Genomic DNA, 16094 nt, shown 5'->3' with positions numbered 1-16094 from the left:
CCCAGCTACCCGGAGCTCGGCAGTGCGTCGATGTATTTACCGGCGATGACGCGTTGGACGCCGCGGGCCACGGGGCCACCGAGGCGGGTGTACCAGGTGGCGCCGCGAGAGAAGGCCGTGACGACGCCGTAGACGCTGTCGTCAGAGGGGTCGTATTCGACGGCGAACAGTTCTTCCCCGCACTCGGGGTGGCCGTGGAGGGTGCCGTAGGCGAAGCCGCGGCGGTCGGGCTCGTCCAGCACATAGACCACGCGGCAGGGGGCGGTGATGGCCAGTGGGCCGATCCCCAGGCGCACCGTGAGCAGGGTCCCCGGTTCGGCGGTCGGGGTGCTCGCGGCGTGGAAGATGCCGGTTCCGCGCTGCATGCGATAGGCGTTGATCGCCTCGCCTGCGCGTTCGAACAGCTCCCTGCCGTGGCCGATGGGCCTGCGGAGCGAGAACTGGTGATAGCCGGCTGGAAGCGGGCCGTGCGTGGCACCGACCTCGGCGTAGGTGAACGGCGGATCGTCCGGGTTCTGCATGCCTCGATCATGGTCGGTCGATGGTCGGGGAGGAAGCGTCACGCACCGGCTTCAACCGAAGTGGACCCAGGTGCAACAGTCCGAGCGGATCCAGGTATTCGCGCCCTCCCCGGCCGGTCGACTCGCGACGCAACCCCCAGTGCAGACAAGCCGCGGCCGAGCAGCCTTCATGCCCGGCCTGCAGCACCCCGATCCGACTGCCCAGCCCCACCCGGCGGCCGACCGGCACCTCGGCCGTCACCGGTTCGTAGGTGGTGCGCAGCCCGCCCGCATGATCGATCGACACCACCGGTTTCCCCGCCACCGATCCCGCGAAAACGACGATCCCGTCTCCCGCCGCGAGCACCGCCTGCCCAGGCGAACCCACCAGATCTACTCCGCGATGCCCGGGCAACCAGTTCTGCGGCGGCTTCTCGAATCGCCGTTCCACCGCCGGCCGCGGCCGCAACGGCCAATCGAATCGGGTGGCCGGCGCCGCCCCGGCAACGTGCCCACCCGCACCGAGCAATATCCCGACCAGCACCAAGGCAGCCAGCCTCCCGACGACCGTCGGGGTCCGTCCTCGCTCGACCGACTGCGTGCCCCGGTGCGCGGCCGGAACCAAGGTGCTCGGCCACGGGGCCGGCACCTGGGTGGGGCGCCCGGCTGGATCGGGAGTGCTCGGCTGCCCGGCTGGATCGGAGGTGCTCGGCCACGTGGTCGGATCCGCGCCGCTGGGTCGCGCAGCTGGATCGAGGGTGCTGCGTCGCCGCGCGGCTGGAACCTGGATGCTCGGCCGGGCGATCGGCTGCGCGCCATGGTGCGTGGTCGTAATCGGGGCTCTCAGCCGCGCGGCCGGAACCGGGGGGTTCGGCCGTGTGCCAGGAACCGGGGTCCGCACGGCTGGTACCCGCGAAGGCGGCGGCCGATTCATCACCGACGCGCGTGGTTTCCGGTCCACCTGCCTGTGCGTCATCTGCGCTCATCGCGACCCGGACGGCGTGCGCGGCAGCGGTGCGTTGCGGGCCAAACCGCGCAGCAACGGCCCGAGCGCACAGGCCGATCCGCTGCTGAGCACCGCACACGCTTCGGGTTGGCGCTGCCGTGGCGCGGCGGCCACCTCGCCGTCGGGAGCTGTCGCGACGAACAGCCCGACCAACAGCCCCAACGGCAGCAGGCCCGACAGCAGCCGGCGCACCGTTCGGATGCCACTGGCGCCGCGCGAGCCGGCCGCGGTCACACTGCTGCCGGGCCCTGCGCGGCCCGGGACCACGGCAGCGTTGTCGGCGGCCTGGGCGGAGTCGCCGGCTGGCAGCGTGCCGTTGCGGGGCGGCAGGGCAGCGCGGTCGGCGGGCAGGATGGTACCGCCGGTCGGCAGAGTGGCGTCGCGGGGCGGTCGGGCGTTGCCGCTGGTTGGCAGGGCGGCCGCGGCACGCGGCCGGGAGTCGCGCATCGATCGGAGGGGCGAGCAATCACGGGGCGGCAGGGTGGCGCGGCCGATTGGCAGGGTGGCGCCGCCGGTTGGCAGGGTGGCGTCGTGGGGTGGCGCGGGAGCGTGGCCGGTGGGCAGGGCGGTGCCGCTAATAGGCGGTGTGGCGTCGCGGGGCGGTAGTGCAGCGCTGTTGGTTGGCAGGGCGGCCGCTGCGCGGGGCTGGGAGGCCCGCACGGATCGGAGGGGCGGAAATTCACGGGGCGGCAGGGTGGAGCCGCCGGTTGGCTGGGTGGCCTCGTGGGGTGGCGCGGGAGCGTGGCCGGTGGGCAGGGTGGTGCCGCTGATAGGCGGAGTGGCGTCGCGGGGCGGTCGGGCAGTGCCGCCGGCTGGCAGGGCCGCCGCGGCGCGCGGCTCGGAGGCCCGCAGCGATCGGGTGGGCGAGGGATCACAGGGCGGTGTCATGGCTCAACAGTGGCGTGCGCAGGACGCGCCGGACAGCCCAGAGCCGCCCCTTGTGGACAACCCCGGTTGATGTGGATAAACCCTCTTCCACCAGGGCGATTTCAATGGTGGTGATCCACGCCGTAGACTGATCGCGCGGTCTGTGTTTCCCATGGACCGACTTCGCGCGCCACCGTGCTCGTTCGTATGGCGCTGATCGATCCGGTGCGCACTTCATCAGAAGTGTGCCCGGTCGCGCCAGCGCAGCAATGGACGGGGAATCGTCGGCTGGTCCCGATCACGAGATCGGGTCCGGCGGTTCGGGGCGCCAGGGCAGCAGGCCGCCGGCGTGCTGCGTCAACCGGCAACGAAAGAGAGATACGGGAGCTATGGCTGTCGTAACCATGAAGCAGCTGCTCGACAGCGGCGCACACTTCGGGCACCAGACCCGCCGCTGGAACCCGAAGATGAAGCGGTTCATCTTCACCGACCGCAACGGCATCTACATCATCGACCTGCAGCAGACGCTGACCTACATCGACAAGGCCTACGAGTTCGTCAAGGAGACCGTCGCCCACGGCGGCACCGTGCTCTTCGTCGGCACCAAGAAGCAGGCCCAGGAGTCGATCGCGGCCGAGGCCACTCGCGTCGGGATGCCCTACGTCAACCAGCGCTGGCTGGGCGGCATGCTGACCAACTTCTCCACCGTGCACAAGCGCCTGCAGCGCCTCAAGGAGCTCGAGGCCATGGAGCAGACCGGTGGCTTCGAGGGTCGCACCAAGAAGGAAATCCTCATGCTCACGCGTGAGATGAACAAGCTGGACCGCACCCTCGGCGGTATCCGCGACATGCAGAAGGTGCCCTCGGCCATCTGGGTCGTCGACACCAACAAGGAGCACATCGCCGTCGGCGAGGCCCGCAAGCTGAACATCCCGGTCATCGCGATCCTGGACACCAACTGCGATCCCGACCTGGTCGACTACCCGATCCCGGGTAACGACGACGCGATCCGGTCGGCCGCGCTGCTGACCAAGGTGGTCGCCTCCGCCGTCGCCGAGGGCGTGCAGGCCCGTGCCGGCCGCGCCGCCGGTGACGACAAGCCCGAAGCGGGCGCGGGCGAGCCGCTGGCCGAGTGGGAGCAGGAGCTGCTGGCGCAGGCCGCCCCCGCCGCCGAGGCTCCCGCTGCCGAGGCCGCTCAGACCGAGACCCCGGCCGAGGCCTGAGTTTCGGCGTCATCCGCTGTTCCAGTGGTGGCCACCTGGCACTGCCATCGTGGCCACCACTGCCCGGTACCTAACCTTTTCGAAGGAGGCTCGCCCCCGATGGCGAACTACACCGCCGCTGACGTGAAGCGGCTCCGGGAGCTGACCGGCTCCGGGATGATGGACTGCAAGAACGCCCTGGCCGAGACCGACGGCGATTTCGACAAGGCCGTCGAGCTGCTGCGCATCAAGGGCGCCAAGGACGTCGGCAAGCGCGCCGAGCGCACCACCGCCGAGGGCCTGGTCGTCGCCAAGGACGGCGTCATGGTCGAGATCAACTCCGAGACCGACTTCGTCGCCAAGAACGCCGAGTTCCAGGGCCTGGCCGACCAGATCGTCACCGCCGCCGCGGCCGCCAAGCCGGCCGACCTGGAGGCGCTGAAGGCGCTGGACCTCGGCGGCAAGACCGTCGATGCCGCGGTGCAGGAACTGGCCGCCAAGATCGGCGAGAAGCTGGAGCTGCGCCGCGTGGTCTCCCTCGACGGCCCGGTCGCCACCTACCTGCACAAGCGTGCCTCTGACCTGCCGCCTGCCGTCGGCGTGCTGGTCGAGTACACCGGTTCCGGTGACGCCGCCGCCGAGGCCGCGCGCGCCGCCGCCATGCAGGTCGCCGCCCTCAAGGCCAAGTACGTGACCCGCGACGAGGTTCCGGCCGACATCGTGGAGAACGAGCGCCGCATCGCCGAGCAGACCGCTCGCGAGGAAGGCAAGCCCGAGGCCGCGCTGCCGAAGATCACCGAGGGCCGCGTCAACGGCTTCTTCAAGGATGTCGTCCTGCTCGAGCAGGCGTCGGTCACCGATTCGAAGAAGACCGTCAAGGCCCTGCTGGACGAGGCCGGTGTCACCGTGACCCGCTTCGCCCGGTTCGAGGTCGGCGCGAGCTGAGAGCCCTCGCGCCACACGAGCGAGAAGGCCCCTCGTCGCACCGATCATCCGGTCGACGGGGGGCCTTCTGCTGCCGCTCCAACCGAATAAGGCAGGATAGGGACGCTCTGCGTTGCCGACTGTCTGATGCCGCCGTGCCCGGATCTCGGGCCGGCGCCAGCCGAGAACATGCCGATCGCCGAAGGAGACCCAGACCGATGACCGACCCGGGGACCGACCGCCCAGGATATCGCCGGGTACTGCTGAAACTCGGCGGTGAGATGTTCGGCGGCGGCAAGGTGGGGCTCGATCCTGACGTCGTCCAGACAGTGGCCGAGCAGATCGCCGAGATCGTCGCGACCGGCGTGCAGGTGGCCGTGGTGATCGGTGGTGGCAACTTCTTCCGCGGTGCCGAACTGGAAGAGCGCGGCATGGAGCGGGCGCGCTCGGATTACATGGGCATGCTCGGCACCGTCATGAACAGCCTTGCGCTGCAGGACTTCCTGCAGAAGCAGGGCATCGACACCCGAGTGCAGACCGCGATCACCATGGGCCAGGTCGCCGAGCCCTATCTGCCGTTGCGCGCCAAACGGCACCTGGAGAAGGGCCGCGTGGTGATCTTCGGCGCCGGTATGGGCATGCCGTACTTCTCCACCGACACCACCGCGGCACAGCGCGCACTCGAGATCGGCGCCGACGTGGTGCTCATGGCCAAGGCCGTCGACGGTGTGTTCACCGCCGACCCCCGGGTCGATCCGGCGGCCACGATGTACACCGAGATCACCCATAAAGAGGCGATCGAACGCGACCTGAAGGTCGCCGACGCCACGGCGTTCAGCCTGTGCATGGACAACCAGATGCCGATCCTGGTGTTCAATTTGCTGACCAAGGGCAATATCGCCCGGGCTGTCGCCGGTGAGAAGATCGGCACATTGGTTCGTTCCTGACTCCGCGAGCCCGCGGATCATGACGATGACGACGCTGTGGAGGAAACGGTCGTGATTGAAGAAGCGCTCTTCGACGCCGAGGAGAAGATGGAGAAGGCCGTCTCGGTGGCGAAGGACGATCTCGGCACCATCCGCACCGGTCGGGCGAATCCGGGCATGTTCTCCCGGGTGCTGGTCGACTACTACGGATCGCCTACCCCGGTCACCCAGATGTCGAGTATCACCGTGCCGGAACCCCGGATGGTGGTGATCAAGCCCTACGAGCAGGCGCAGCTGGGTGCGATCGAGACCGCGATCCGCAACTCCGATCTCGGCGTGAACCCGACCAACAACGGTGACATCCTGCGGATCTCGATTCCGCAGCTCACCGAGGAGCGCCGGCGCGAGATGGTCAAGCAGGCCAAGTCCAAGGGGGAGGACGCCAAGGTCGCGATCCGCAACGTGCGTCGCAAGGCGATGGAAGAACTCGGGCGCATCCAGAAGGATGGCGAGGCGGGCGAGGACGAGGTCGGGCGGGCCGAGAAGGAACTCGACAAGACCACCGCCAAATATGTCGGCCAGGTCGATGAGCTGGTCAAGCACAAGGAAGCCGAACTGCTCGAGGTCTGACCCAGATCTGGCGGGCCCGCCCGGGCGGGGGACGAAACGGAAACGACGAGTTGAGCGACGGGACAATCGTGGCCGAGAACACCGCTGCGGCCGGTGCGGCGGGACAACAGGCACCGGACGACGGCCCCTTTGACGCCGCTACCGCCGGTGCGGCGGACGCGACGCCGAGCGTGCGCGAATCGCCGGCGCCGGAACCGGCCGCGCCCAAGTCGCGGGCCGGTCGCAATCTACCGGCGGCCTTGATCGTCGGCTTCGGCCTCGGGCTCTCGCTGATCGCGATCCTGCTGTTCGTGCCGAAGGTGTTCATCGGGGTGGCGGGCGCCGCGATCGCGGTGGCCACCTGGGAGGTCGCCAAACGGCTGCGTGAGGCCGACGTGCTCGTTCCCCGGATCCCGTTGATCGCCGGTGGTCAAGCGGTGTTCTGGCTGGGCTGGCCGTTCGGCCCGGAAGGGGTCGCCGGAGCGTTCGCGGCCACGGCGCTGGTGTGCATGGTGTGGCGTTTGTTCGACCACGGCCTGACCACCGCCCCGCGTAACTTCCTGCGCGACACCTCGATCGCGATCTTCACCCTCGCCTGGATTCCGTTGCTCGCCGCGTTCGCGGTTCTGCTGCTGCTCGAGCCGGACGGCAACCTGCGGGTGCTGACGTTCATGATCCTGGTGGTCTGCTCCGACGTCGGCGGCTACGTCGCCGGGGTGCTGTTCGGCAGGCATCCGATGGTGCCCTCGATCAGTCCGAAGAAATCCTGGGAGGGCTTCTGCGGCTCGCTGGTGTTCAGCGTGATCGGCGGTCTCCTGACGGTGACGCTGCTGCTGGACGCCAACTCGATGATCGGTGTGGTGCTCGGCATCGGCCTCGTGCTGGTGGCGACCATCGGTGATCTCATCGAATCGCAGATCAAACGCGAGCTCGGCATCAAGGACATGGGCACGTTGCTGCCGGGCCACGGCGGCATCATGGACCGGCTCGACTCGATGCTGCCGTCGGCGTTCGTGTCGTGGCTGGTGCTCAGCACCCTGCTCTGAGGTCTGCGCGGCGCCGCGGCTGAGCCGCGGTCAGGGGCGTTTGGCGGCGCGGCGCAACTGCATGATGCGTACGCCGCCGACCAGCGCCATCACCAGCGCACCGGCGATCACCGACAGCAGCACCGATACTCCGAGCGGCAGGCCGAAGGTCCAGAACAGGAGGTCGACCTCCACCCGCTCCAGGTTCTGCAGGATGAAGATCAGCAGCACGACACCCAGCAGCGCGGCCACGACGAGGCCGACCCAGGTGTATCCCGCCTTCGACTTCTCCAGCGTGCGGCGGGTGCGCGGAGTGACGGCCGGTTCGGTCTGCGGGATCGGCTCCGGTTCGGGCACCTGGTCAGCGGCATGGGTAGACATATATCGATCATTCCCGACAGCTATCGCTCCCGCACGGATTTCCGTGCCACGGCGCGCTCCCGCGGCCGCAGCGGAGCCGTCGAGGGGATGTGATGTGGTCGACGCCCCGGGGGATGGGACACTGGAGAAACTATGACCGTCTCCCTGCCCCTGGTTTTCGATGCCCCGCGCCGTGGGATGCCGCCGCGCCACCTGGCCGATCTGGACGCCGACGGCCGCCGCGCCGCGATGGCCGAACTCGGGCTGCCGGCCTTCCGGGCCGACCAGATCGCCCGCCAGTACTACGGGCGGCTGCAGGCCGACCCGGAGCAGATGACCGACCTGCCGGCCCCGGTGCGCGCGAAGGTCGGCGAGGCGCTGTTCCCGCCGTTGCTGACCCCGGTCAAGCATGTCGCGTGCGACGGCGGCGATACCCGCAAGACGCTGTGGCGGGCCGGTGACGGCACCCTGCTGGAGAGCGTGCTCATGCGCTACCCGGACCGGGCGACGCTGTGTATCTCCAGCCAGGCCGGCTGCGGTATGGCCTGCCCGTTCTGCGCGACCGGTCAGGGCGGGCTGAACCGGAACCTGTCGACCGCCGAGATCGTCGACCAGGTGCGGGCCGCGGCCGCCGCACTGCGTGACGGCGAGGTACACGGCGGTCCCGGCCGGCTGTCGAACATCGTCTTCATGGGCATGGGTGAGCCGCTCGCCAATTACAAGCGGGTGCTGAACGCGGTGCGGCGCATCACCGCACCGGCGCCGGACGGTCTCGGCATCTCCCAGCGCAACGTCGTGGTCTCCACCGTCGGCCTCGCCCCCGCGATCCGCAAGCTGGCCGACGAGGGCTTGTCGGTGACGCTGGCGGTCTCGCTACACACCCCCGACGACGAGCTGCGTGACACCCTCGTACCGGTGAACAACCGCTGGCCGGTGGCCGAGGTGCTCGACGCCGCACGCTACTACGCCGACAAGACCGGTCGCCGAGTATCGGTGGAGTACGCGCTGATTCGCGATATCAACGATCAGCCGTGGCGGGCGGACATGCTGGGGGAGAAGCTGCACAAGGCACTCGGCTCGCGCGTGCACGTCAACGTGATCCCGCTGAATCCGACGCCGGGCAGCAAGTGGGATGCCAGCCCGAAGCCGGTGGAACAGGAATTCGTGCGGCGGGTCAACGCCAAGGGCGTGCCCTGCACGGTGCGCGATACCCGTGGTCAGGAGATCGCGGCGGCCTGCGGGCAGCTGGCCGCCGAAGGCTGAGCCGCACCTGCGGGCGAGCAGAACGCCGCCCCGGCCGCTGATCCGCGGATCGAGCCGCCGGGGCGCTGGTGATCGAGTGCGAGCGCGCCGGGACTAGCGCGGTTTGCGGCGCAGGATGCTGTCGCGGATGAGGATGACGGCAAGGCCGATCGCGGAGGCGACGAGGAAGATGTAGCCGACGTTGCCGGTGCCGGAAGAGGCGCCCTGCGGGCCCTCGAACAGCATCGCCAGCAGCGCGAGCACGACGATCCAGCCCGCGATCCGGAAGGCGCGCCTGGACTCGCCGCTCCAGCCCCATGCGGCCGACGGAACCTCAGCAGGATCCACAGTGGTGACGGCGCGGTCACTGGTGGTGGTTTCGAGTTCCGTGGCGGCCACGATCGCTCCTCAGCTCGAGAATCGGATACTGCCCGATATCGTGGCATACGACCGGTCGTCGTAGCCAGCAGGGTGCGGTGTCGGTCAGAATGTGCGGGTGTCCGACGTCGTAAGAGTTCTCCTGCTCGGCAGCACCGGTTCCATCGGAACCCAGGCGCTGGAGGTGATCGCCGCCAACCCCGGCAAGTTCGAGGTGGTCGGCCTGGCCGCGCGCGGCGGTAATGCCGATCTGCTCGCCGCGCAGATGGCGGCCACCGGTACCGCCAATGTGGCGGTGGCCGATCCGGCCGCGGCCCAGCGGCTCGGCGTCGAGCTCGGCGGGGCCGGCGCGGTGACCGAGCTGGTGCGCCGCACCGAAGCCGATGTGGTGTTGAACGCGCTGGTCGGTTCGCTCGGACTGGAACCGACGCTGGCCACCCTGCACTCTGGCGCGCGACTTGCGTTGGCGAACAAGGAATCTCTCGTCGCGGGCGGCTCGCTGGTGACTCGCGCCGCCGCGCCCGGACAGATCGTGCCGGTGGATTCGGAGCATTCCGCGCTGGCGCAATGCCTGCGCGGCGGGCGCGCCGAGGAAGTGGACCGGCTCATTCTCACCGCGTCCGGGGGACCGTTCCGCGGCTGGACCACCGAGATGCTGGAAGCGGTCAACCCCGCCGAGGCGAAAACCCATCCCACCTGGTCGATGGGCCCGATGAACACGCTCAACTCGGCCTCGCTGGTCAATAAGGGCCTCGAGCTGATCGAAACGCATCTGCTGTTCGGCATTCCGTACGACCGCATCGACGTCACCGTGCATCCGCAGTCGATCGTGCACTCGATGGTCACCTTCACCGATGGCTCGACGCTGGCTCAGGCCAGCCCGCCCGATATGAAGCTGCCGATCGCGCTGGCACTCGGCTGGCCCGACCGGGTGCCTGGTGCTGCGGCGCCCTGCGATTTCTCCACCGCGACGACCTGGGAGTTCGAACCGGTGGACAACGAGGTCTTTCCCGCGGTGGAGCTGGCCAGGCAGGCCGGTACCGCGGGCGGCTGCGTGACCGCGGTGTACAACGCGGCCAACGAGGTCGCGGTGCAGGCCTTCCTGGACGGCGCGATCCGGTTCCCCGAGATCGTGCGCACCGTCGGTCTCGCGGTCGCCGCTGCCGACGATTGGCGCGCCGAACCGACCAGCCTGGAGGAAGTGCTCGCGGCCGATGCCTGGGCGCGGGAGTACGCACGGAAACTGGTGCTCACCTAGTCGGCACGCGCGGTCCGGCGGCGACCATCGCGGCCCACTGCCCGGCTCACAGCGCCGGACCGCGCGCTGCCGGGTAGACGCATCCGGTCACCGCCGAACGCTGCCGGTACTGTGGACGCGTGCTCGCGGCCGACCCAGGACGCGTGCGTGCCGGGAACTGACGAGCTGCGCAACGCAGGAGGGCTGTAGAGCAAATGGTGTTCGCGTTCGGTTTCGCGCTGTTCGCCCTCGGCATCACGATCTCGATCGCACTACACGAGTGCGGGCATATGTGGGCCGCACAGGCGACCGGGATGAAGGTGCGCCGCTACTTCATCGGCTTCGGGCCGCGCATCTTCTCGTTCCGGCGTGGTGAGACCGAGTACGGCCTGAAGGCGCTGCCGCTGGGCGGGTTCTGCGATATCGCGGGCATGACCGCGCTCGACGAGCTCGAGCCCGAGGAACTGGACCGGGCGATGTATCGCCAGGCCACCTGGAAGCGTCTGGTCGTCATGTTCGGCGGCATCGCGATGAACTTCCTGCTCGGCTTCCTGCTGGTGGTGGTGCTCGCCGTCGGCTGGGGGCTGCCGAACTTCAACCAGCCGCCGGCCACCGCTCTCGGTGAGATGAGCTGCGTCGCCACCCAGAACCCGGATGGCACGCTGGCCGAGTGCACCGGCACCGGCCCCGCTCAGCGGGCCGGGCTGCAGCGCGGTGACGTGGTGAAAGCCGTCAACGGGGTCGAGGTCGAGACCTGGCGGGAGTTCCAGACCGAGACCCAGAACCAGACCGGGCCCTTCACCTACACCATCGAGCGTGACGGTGAGATCCTGACGATTCCGGTCACCCCCGAGCGCGTGATCCGCTATCCGTCCGACGGTGGACCCGGTCGCGAGGTGAGCGCGGTCGGCGTCGGTTCCGACTACTACGGGCCGGTCAAGTACAACGTGCTGGCCGCCATCCCCGCGGCCGGGGCGTTCACCGGCGACATGTTCGTGCGCACCTTCGAATCGCTGGCCCAGATGCCGGCCAAGGTGGCCGACCTGTGGACCGCGGTGACCGGCGGCGAACGCGATCCGGAAACCCCGGTGAGCGTGTACGGCGCCTCGAAGATCGGGGGCGAGACCGCCGAGCGCGGGCTCTGGGGCCTGTTCATCCTGGTCCTGGCCAGCCTGAACTTCTTCCTCGGCGCGTTCAACCTGCTGCCGCTGCTGCCGCTGGACGGCGGGCATATCGCGGTGGTGCTCTACGAGAAACTGCGCAACACCGTCCGCGGCTGGAAGGGGCTGGCGCCGGGCGCGCCGGTCGACTACCTGAAGTTGCTGCCGGTGACCTATGTGGCGGTGGTGATCGGTGGTGCGTACATGGTGCTGACGTTGGTCGCCGACATCGTCAACCCGATCGAACTGTTCCCCTGACCAGCGCACCCGATGTTCGAGTGACGGCCCTCGCGCTGTCACGGTGGTCACACGAGAACGTCACGCGCGCGCGACTAGACTCGCAGGCGAGTAGGCCCGAACCAGACGAAAGCAGGCAGCCGAAGGTGACCAGCACAATCGGATTGGGGATGCCGACCGCGCCCGCGGCCGTGCTGGCTCCCCGCCGCAAGACCCGTCAGCTGATGGTGGGCAACGTCGGTGTGGGTAGCGATCACCCGATCTCGGTGCAGTCGATGACGACCACCAAGACCCATGACGTCAACGCGACGTTGCAGCAGATCGCGGAGCTCACCGCGTCCGGCTGCGACATCGTGCGGGTGGCCTGTCCGCGCCAGGAGGACGCCGACGCGCTCGCCACCATCGCCAAGAAGTCGCAGATCCCGGTGATCGCCGACATCCATTTCCAGCCGCGCTACATCTTCGCCGCGATCGACGCCGGATGCGCCGCGGTGCGAGTGAACCCGGGCAACATCAAGGAGTTCGACGGCCGGGTCAAGGAGGTCGCCAAGGCCGCAGGCGACGCCGGAATCCCGATCCGCATCGGCGTGAACGCCGGTTCGCTGGACAAGCGGATGCTGGAGAAGTACGGCAAGGCCACTCCCGAGGCGCTGGTGGAATCGGCGCTGTGGGAGGCGAGCCTGTTCGAGGAGCACGGCTTCGGCGATATCAAGATCTCGGTCAAGCACAACGACCCGGTGATCATGGTCGAGGCCTACCGCCAGCTGGCCGCGCAGTGCGATTACCCGCTGCACCTCGGCGTCACCGAGGCCGGTCCGGCATTCCAGGGCACGATCAAATCCGCGGTGGCCTTCGGCGCACTGCTCAGCGAGGGCATCGGCGACACCATCCGGGTGTCGCTGTCGGCGCCGCCGGCGGAGGAGATCAAGGTCGGCGGGCAGATCCTGCAATCGCTGAACCTGCGTCCGCGCAAGCTCGAGATCGTCTCGTGCCCGTCCTGTGGGCGCGCCCAGGTCGACGTGTACACCCTGGCCAACGAGGTGACCGCCGGACTGGAGGGCATGGAGGTTCCGCTGCGGGTGGCGGTGATGGGCTGCGTCGTCAACGGACCGGGTGAGGCCCGCGAAGCCGATCTCGGCGTCGCCTCCGGCAACGGCAAGGGGCAGATCTTCGTCAAGGGCGAGGTCATCAAGACCGTGCCGGAAGCGCAGATCGTGGAGACCCTGATCGAAGAGGCCATGCGCATCGCCGAAGAGATGGGCGAGGATGTCGGCGCCGGGGAACCGGTCGTCACCGTCGGCTGAACGCCGCACCGGACCAGGGGTTTCGAGATACCCGGGGCACGCGGCCCCGGTTCATGGCAGGCTGTGAGACGTGCGGAGTCTGCTGGAGCCGACGCGACGCGCGAAGAACCCTCCCGCGCGTCAGCTCGCCAAGCGGGACCTGGCGCAGGTCCTGCGAGTGCTGGATGCCGATCCCGTGGCCTGCTGCATGGTCGCGGCCCGGTTGCAAGAATTCGGTATCGATGGCAGCGGCGGCCAGGGCGAACTGTGGAGCCGCGGCGGTCCGGCCGAGTCGCTGTGCTTCTCCGGGGTCAACCTGGTTCCGTTGCTCGGCGATCAGGACGCGTTGCGCGCCTTCGCCGAACGGGCGGTCCGCTGGCCCCGCATCTGCTCCTCGGTGGTCGGCAGACAAGAGCTGGCGCTGCCGCTGTGGGAGATGCTGGCCGAGCATTGGGGCCCCGCCCGGGAACTGCGGGCCGACCAGCCGCTGCTCGCGTTGGACGAACCGACGGGGGCCACACCGGATCCGCTGGTGCGCCGGGTGCGGCCGGAGGAACTCGACCGCTATCTGCAGGCCGCCATCGCCATGTTCATCGAGGAGGTGGGCGTCGACCCGCGCGCCGGTGACGGCGGCCGCGGCTACCGTCGCCGAGTCGCCGGTTTGATCGAATCCGGCCGCGCCTGGGCCAGGTTCGAGGACGGGCGCGTGGTGTACAAAGCCGAGGTGGGTTCGCTGTCGCGGCGCACCGGCCAGATCCAGGGCGTGTGGGTGCATCCCGATCGGCGTGGCAACGGCCTCGGCACCGCGGGGACCGCCGCCGTCGCCAATGCGGTGATCGCCTCCGGGCGCACGGCCAGCCTGTATGTCAACGATTACAACGAGATCGCGCGCAAGGCCTACCGCCGGGTGGGTTTCCGGCAGATCGCCACCTTCACCACCGTGCTGCTCGACTGAGGTTGCCCGGCCCGAACTGCGGTGCGCCACAGGTGTTTGCCCGGCGGTGGCCGCTACCATCGGTGCCGATGTCGATTCGCGTGTTCCTCGTGCTTGCCGTCGCCGCGCTCGCGGTCGCCGCAGCCGGCTGCGCGGCGGGCCCGCAGGGTCCTGCCGCGGCTGCCGAGGCCTTCGTCAGCGCCTTTGCCGCCCATGATGTCGATGCGGCCGCCGGGCACACCAGCCGGCCGGAATCGGCACGGCAGGCATTGGTTTCGGCGTGGGAGGGTTTGCAGGCCGAGCAGTTGAGCGCGCGCACCGGTGCTGCCCGCGTCACCGGTGACACCGCGACCGTCGACTACACCTACGAATGGGTACTGCCGAAGAACCGGGTGTGGACCTACTCCGGGACATTGCAGATGGCCCGCACCGACGGACGCTGGACGGTGCGCTGGACCTCGTCGAATATCCACCCCGAACTCGGTGACACCCAGAAGATGGAACTGCGCGCCGAGCCGGCGCCGCGGGCCAGGGTCAACGAACAATCCGGCAGCGATGTGCTGGTCCCCGGCAAGGTGTCGCGGGTGGTGTTCCGCACGGCCGATGCCAGTGATCCGGGCTCGGTGGCGGGCGCGCTCTCGGCCGCCCTGATCCGCTTCGACAAGGACCTCACCGCGTCGGCGATCCTCGATGCGGCCCGGCGGGCCCAGGGCGCCTACACCGTCGCCAAGCTGAGCGAATTCGAATTCGACCAGGTCAGCATCGAACTCATCGGCCTGCCGGGGGTGACGCTGACCCAGGAGTGGGATCTGGTGCCCACCCGGCGCGAGTTCGCCCCCGATCTGATGACGCAGGTCCGCCAGACCGTGATCGACGAGGTCGACGGCAAGGCGGGCTGGAGCGTCGTGCTCGAGAACGCCAATGGCGCGCAGATCGGGGTGTTGACCGAAGTCGCCGCCCAACCGGCGCCGTCGTTCTCGCTCAGCGTCGACCGCAATGTGCAGAATGCCGCCCAGCACGCGGTATCGCTGCGCACCGAGCAGACCATGATGGTGGTGATCCAGCCGTCGACCGGTGCGATCCTGGCCGTCGCGCAGAACGAGGCCGCCGACCGGGACGGGCCGATCGCGACCATCGGCCAGTATCCGCCGGGATCGGTGTTCAAGACCGTCACCGCGGCGGCCGCCATCGACGAAGGCCTGGCCACCCCCGACACCGTGCTGCCGTGCCCGAGCCAGACCGTGATCGGTGAACGCACCATCCCCAATTACAACCTCTTCACGGTGGGCAGTGTGCCGATGGCGACCGCCTACGAGCGGTCCTGCAATACCACGTTCGCGAAACTGGCCAGCGGGTTGTCCGCCGAGGCATTGCACGATATGGCGGCGGCGTTCGGGATCGGGCCGACGTACACGGTGGCCGGTTTGCCGACAGCTTCTGGATCGGTGCCACCGGCCGAGGACGAGGTCCAGCGGGCCGAGGACGGCATCGGGCAGGGCCGGGTGGTGGTGAGCCCGTTCGCGATGGCGCTGGTCGCGGCGACCGTGGCCAACGGTTCGGTGCCGGTGCCGTATCTGATCGCCGGACGCGAGACCGTCGTGGACGGCGATCGCCCCTCGATCGACCCGGAGGTGATCGACGGTCTGCGGATGATGATGCGCAAGGTGGTCACCGGCGGCACCGCCGGCCGCATCGCCGATCAGGGCGAGGTGTACGGCAAGACCGGTGAGGCCGAGGTCGACGGCGGCTCACATTCGTGGTTCGTCGGCTACCGCGGTGACCTCGCATTCGCGACGCTGCTGGTCAAAGGCGGGAGTTCCGATAACGCGGTCGCCGTTACCCGGGATATGTTCGCGGCGCTTCCGCCGGGATACTGAGCAGGCCGTCGGCGGGCGACACGTCCGCGGTGCGGCCGGATGGCTGCTGGGCGGCGAGCTGGTGCACCGCGAAGAACAGTTGGGTCGCGGTGACGGGGTCGACGGTCGCGTTCGGATAACTTCGCGGAGATTCGCGGGGGGGTTGAATGTCACGGACGACGGCCGGGTGCACGGCGCCCCCGGAAGCGGCGGTGTCCGTGCCGAGGATTTCGACGACACCGGCGCCGCCCAAAATCATTCCGGCGGTGATGAGGACAAGGGTAGAACGCTTCATGGCCGGCTCCCTCGAATCAGGGTGTGCGGGAAGAGCTCGTGCTGCAGCCTCGT

The 16094-nt window shown here is 69.1% G+C and carries 17 protein-coding genes; 11 read left to right on the top strand and 6 right to left on the bottom strand.

Annotation, left to right across the window (positions count from 1 at the left end; genetic code table 11):
- Window positions 1-5 precede the first annotated feature (5 nt).
- The 3 genes from AC4HOU_RS05715 to AC4HOU_RS05705 form a co-directional block, all read right to left on the bottom strand.
- Window positions 6-521: a DUF1990 domain-containing protein gene (locus tag AC4HOU_RS05715; RefSeq protein ID WP_195019713.1), complete on the bottom strand. Its 516-nt coding sequence runs from the start codon at window positions 519-521 to the stop codon at window positions 6-8.
- Window positions 522-528: 7 nt separating this feature from the next.
- A complete protein-coding gene (locus AC4HOU_RS05710; RefSeq protein ID WP_490724173.1) occupies window positions 529-1047 on the bottom strand; it encodes a M23 family metallopeptidase in 519 nt (172 codons plus the stop codon).
- Window positions 1048-1482: 435 nt separating this feature from the next.
- A complete protein-coding gene (locus AC4HOU_RS05705; protein ID WP_195019711.1) occupies window positions 1483-1953 on the bottom strand; it encodes a hypothetical protein in 471 nt (156 codons plus the stop codon).
- An 809-nt stretch (window positions 1954-2762) separates the two neighbouring features.
- On the opposite strand from AC4HOU_RS05705, the gene rpsB reads away from it, so the two are divergent.
- From rpsB to AC4HOU_RS05680, 5 genes are all read left to right on the top strand, one after another.
- On the top strand, window positions 2763-3596 hold the full coding sequence (gene rpsB, locus AC4HOU_RS05700; RefSeq protein ID WP_036538333.1) for a 30S ribosomal protein S2: 834 nt from the start codon (window positions 2763-2765) through the stop codon (window positions 3594-3596).
- 99 nt (window positions 3597-3695) lie between these two features.
- Window positions 3696-4520, top strand: coding sequence for a translation elongation factor Ts (tsf, locus tag AC4HOU_RS05695; RefSeq protein ID WP_163811684.1), 825 nt, complete (start codon window positions 3696-3698; stop codon window positions 4518-4520).
- A 197-nt stretch (window positions 4521-4717) separates the two neighbouring features.
- Window positions 4718-5446 (top strand): UMP kinase, encoded by a 729-nt coding sequence (gene pyrH, locus AC4HOU_RS05690; protein WP_036538330.1) that lies wholly within the window; start codon window positions 4718-4720, stop codon window positions 5444-5446.
- 51 nt (window positions 5447-5497) lie between these two features.
- A complete protein-coding gene (gene frr, locus AC4HOU_RS05685) occupies window positions 5498-6055 on the top strand; it encodes a ribosome recycling factor (protein ID WP_130917271.1) in 558 nt (185 codons plus the stop codon).
- Between the two features lie 50 nt (window positions 6056-6105).
- A complete protein-coding gene (locus AC4HOU_RS05680; protein ID WP_228806314.1) occupies window positions 6106-7080 on the top strand; it encodes a phosphatidate cytidylyltransferase in 975 nt (324 codons plus the stop codon).
- Between the two features lie 30 nt (window positions 7081-7110).
- Here AC4HOU_RS05680 and AC4HOU_RS05675 read toward each other — a convergent pair whose 3' ends face one another.
- The gene (locus tag AC4HOU_RS05675) at window positions 7111-7440 is read right to left on the bottom strand and encodes a LapA family protein (protein ID WP_163811686.1); all 330 of its coding nucleotides are present in this window, start codon (window positions 7438-7440) and stop codon (window positions 7111-7113) included.
- A gap of 132 nt (window positions 7441-7572) precedes the next feature.
- On the opposite strand from AC4HOU_RS05675, the gene rlmN reads away from it, so the two are divergent.
- Window positions 7573-8682, top strand: coding sequence for a dual-specificity RNA methyltransferase RlmN (gene rlmN / locus AC4HOU_RS05670; protein WP_163811688.1), 1110 nt, complete (start codon window positions 7573-7575; stop codon window positions 8680-8682).
- Between the two features lie 93 nt (window positions 8683-8775).
- Here rlmN and AC4HOU_RS05665 read toward each other — a convergent pair whose 3' ends face one another.
- Entirely contained in the window at window positions 8776-9060 is a 285-nt protein-coding gene (locus AC4HOU_RS05665; protein ID WP_163811690.1) for a DUF2631 domain-containing protein, read from the bottom strand.
- 97 nt (window positions 9061-9157) lie between these two features.
- Between AC4HOU_RS05665 and dxr the strand changes: the two genes are divergently transcribed.
- The 5 genes from dxr (at window position 9158) to AC4HOU_RS05640 (ending at window position 15767) form a co-directional block, all read left to right on the top strand.
- Window positions 9158-10297 carry a 1-deoxy-D-xylulose-5-phosphate reductoisomerase gene (gene dxr / locus AC4HOU_RS05660; RefSeq protein WP_195019710.1) on the top strand — a complete coding sequence of 380 codons (1140 nt, stop codon included), beginning with the start codon at window positions 9158-9160 and terminating at the stop codon, window positions 10295-10297.
- Window positions 10298-10491: 194 nt separating this feature from the next.
- Window positions 10492-11694 (top strand): M50 family metallopeptidase, encoded by a 1203-nt coding sequence (locus tag AC4HOU_RS05655; RefSeq protein ID WP_195019709.1) that lies wholly within the window; start codon window positions 10492-10494, stop codon window positions 11692-11694.
- Window positions 11695-11819: 125 nt separating this feature from the next.
- Complete coding sequence (gene ispG, locus AC4HOU_RS05650; RefSeq protein ID WP_130917267.1) at window positions 11820-12977, top strand: flavodoxin-dependent (E)-4-hydroxy-3-methylbut-2-enyl-diphosphate synthase; 1158 nt, start codon at window positions 11820-11822, stop codon at window positions 12975-12977.
- A gap of 70 nt (window positions 12978-13047) precedes the next feature.
- Window positions 13048-13911: a GNAT family N-acetyltransferase gene (locus AC4HOU_RS05645; RefSeq protein WP_194990233.1), complete on the top strand. Its 864-nt coding sequence runs from the start codon at window positions 13048-13050 to the stop codon at window positions 13909-13911.
- 68 nt (window positions 13912-13979) lie between these two features.
- Window positions 13980-15767, top strand: coding sequence for a penicillin-binding transpeptidase domain-containing protein (locus AC4HOU_RS05640; RefSeq protein ID WP_194990234.1), 1788 nt, complete (start codon window positions 13980-13982; stop codon window positions 15765-15767).
- Here AC4HOU_RS05640 and AC4HOU_RS05635 read toward each other — a convergent pair.
- Complete coding sequence (locus AC4HOU_RS05635; RefSeq protein WP_194990235.1) at window positions 15727-16041, bottom strand: hypothetical protein; 315 nt, start codon at window positions 16039-16041, stop codon at window positions 15727-15729. The two genes, AC4HOU_RS05640 and AC4HOU_RS05635, sit on opposite strands and share 41 nt — an antisense overlap.
- Between the last annotated feature and the right edge of the window lie 53 nt (window positions 16042-16094).

It is taken from the genome of Nocardia sp. JCM 38205 (genome assembly GCF_058222935.1).
This window is presented reverse-complemented; position numbering and strand designations above follow the sequence as displayed.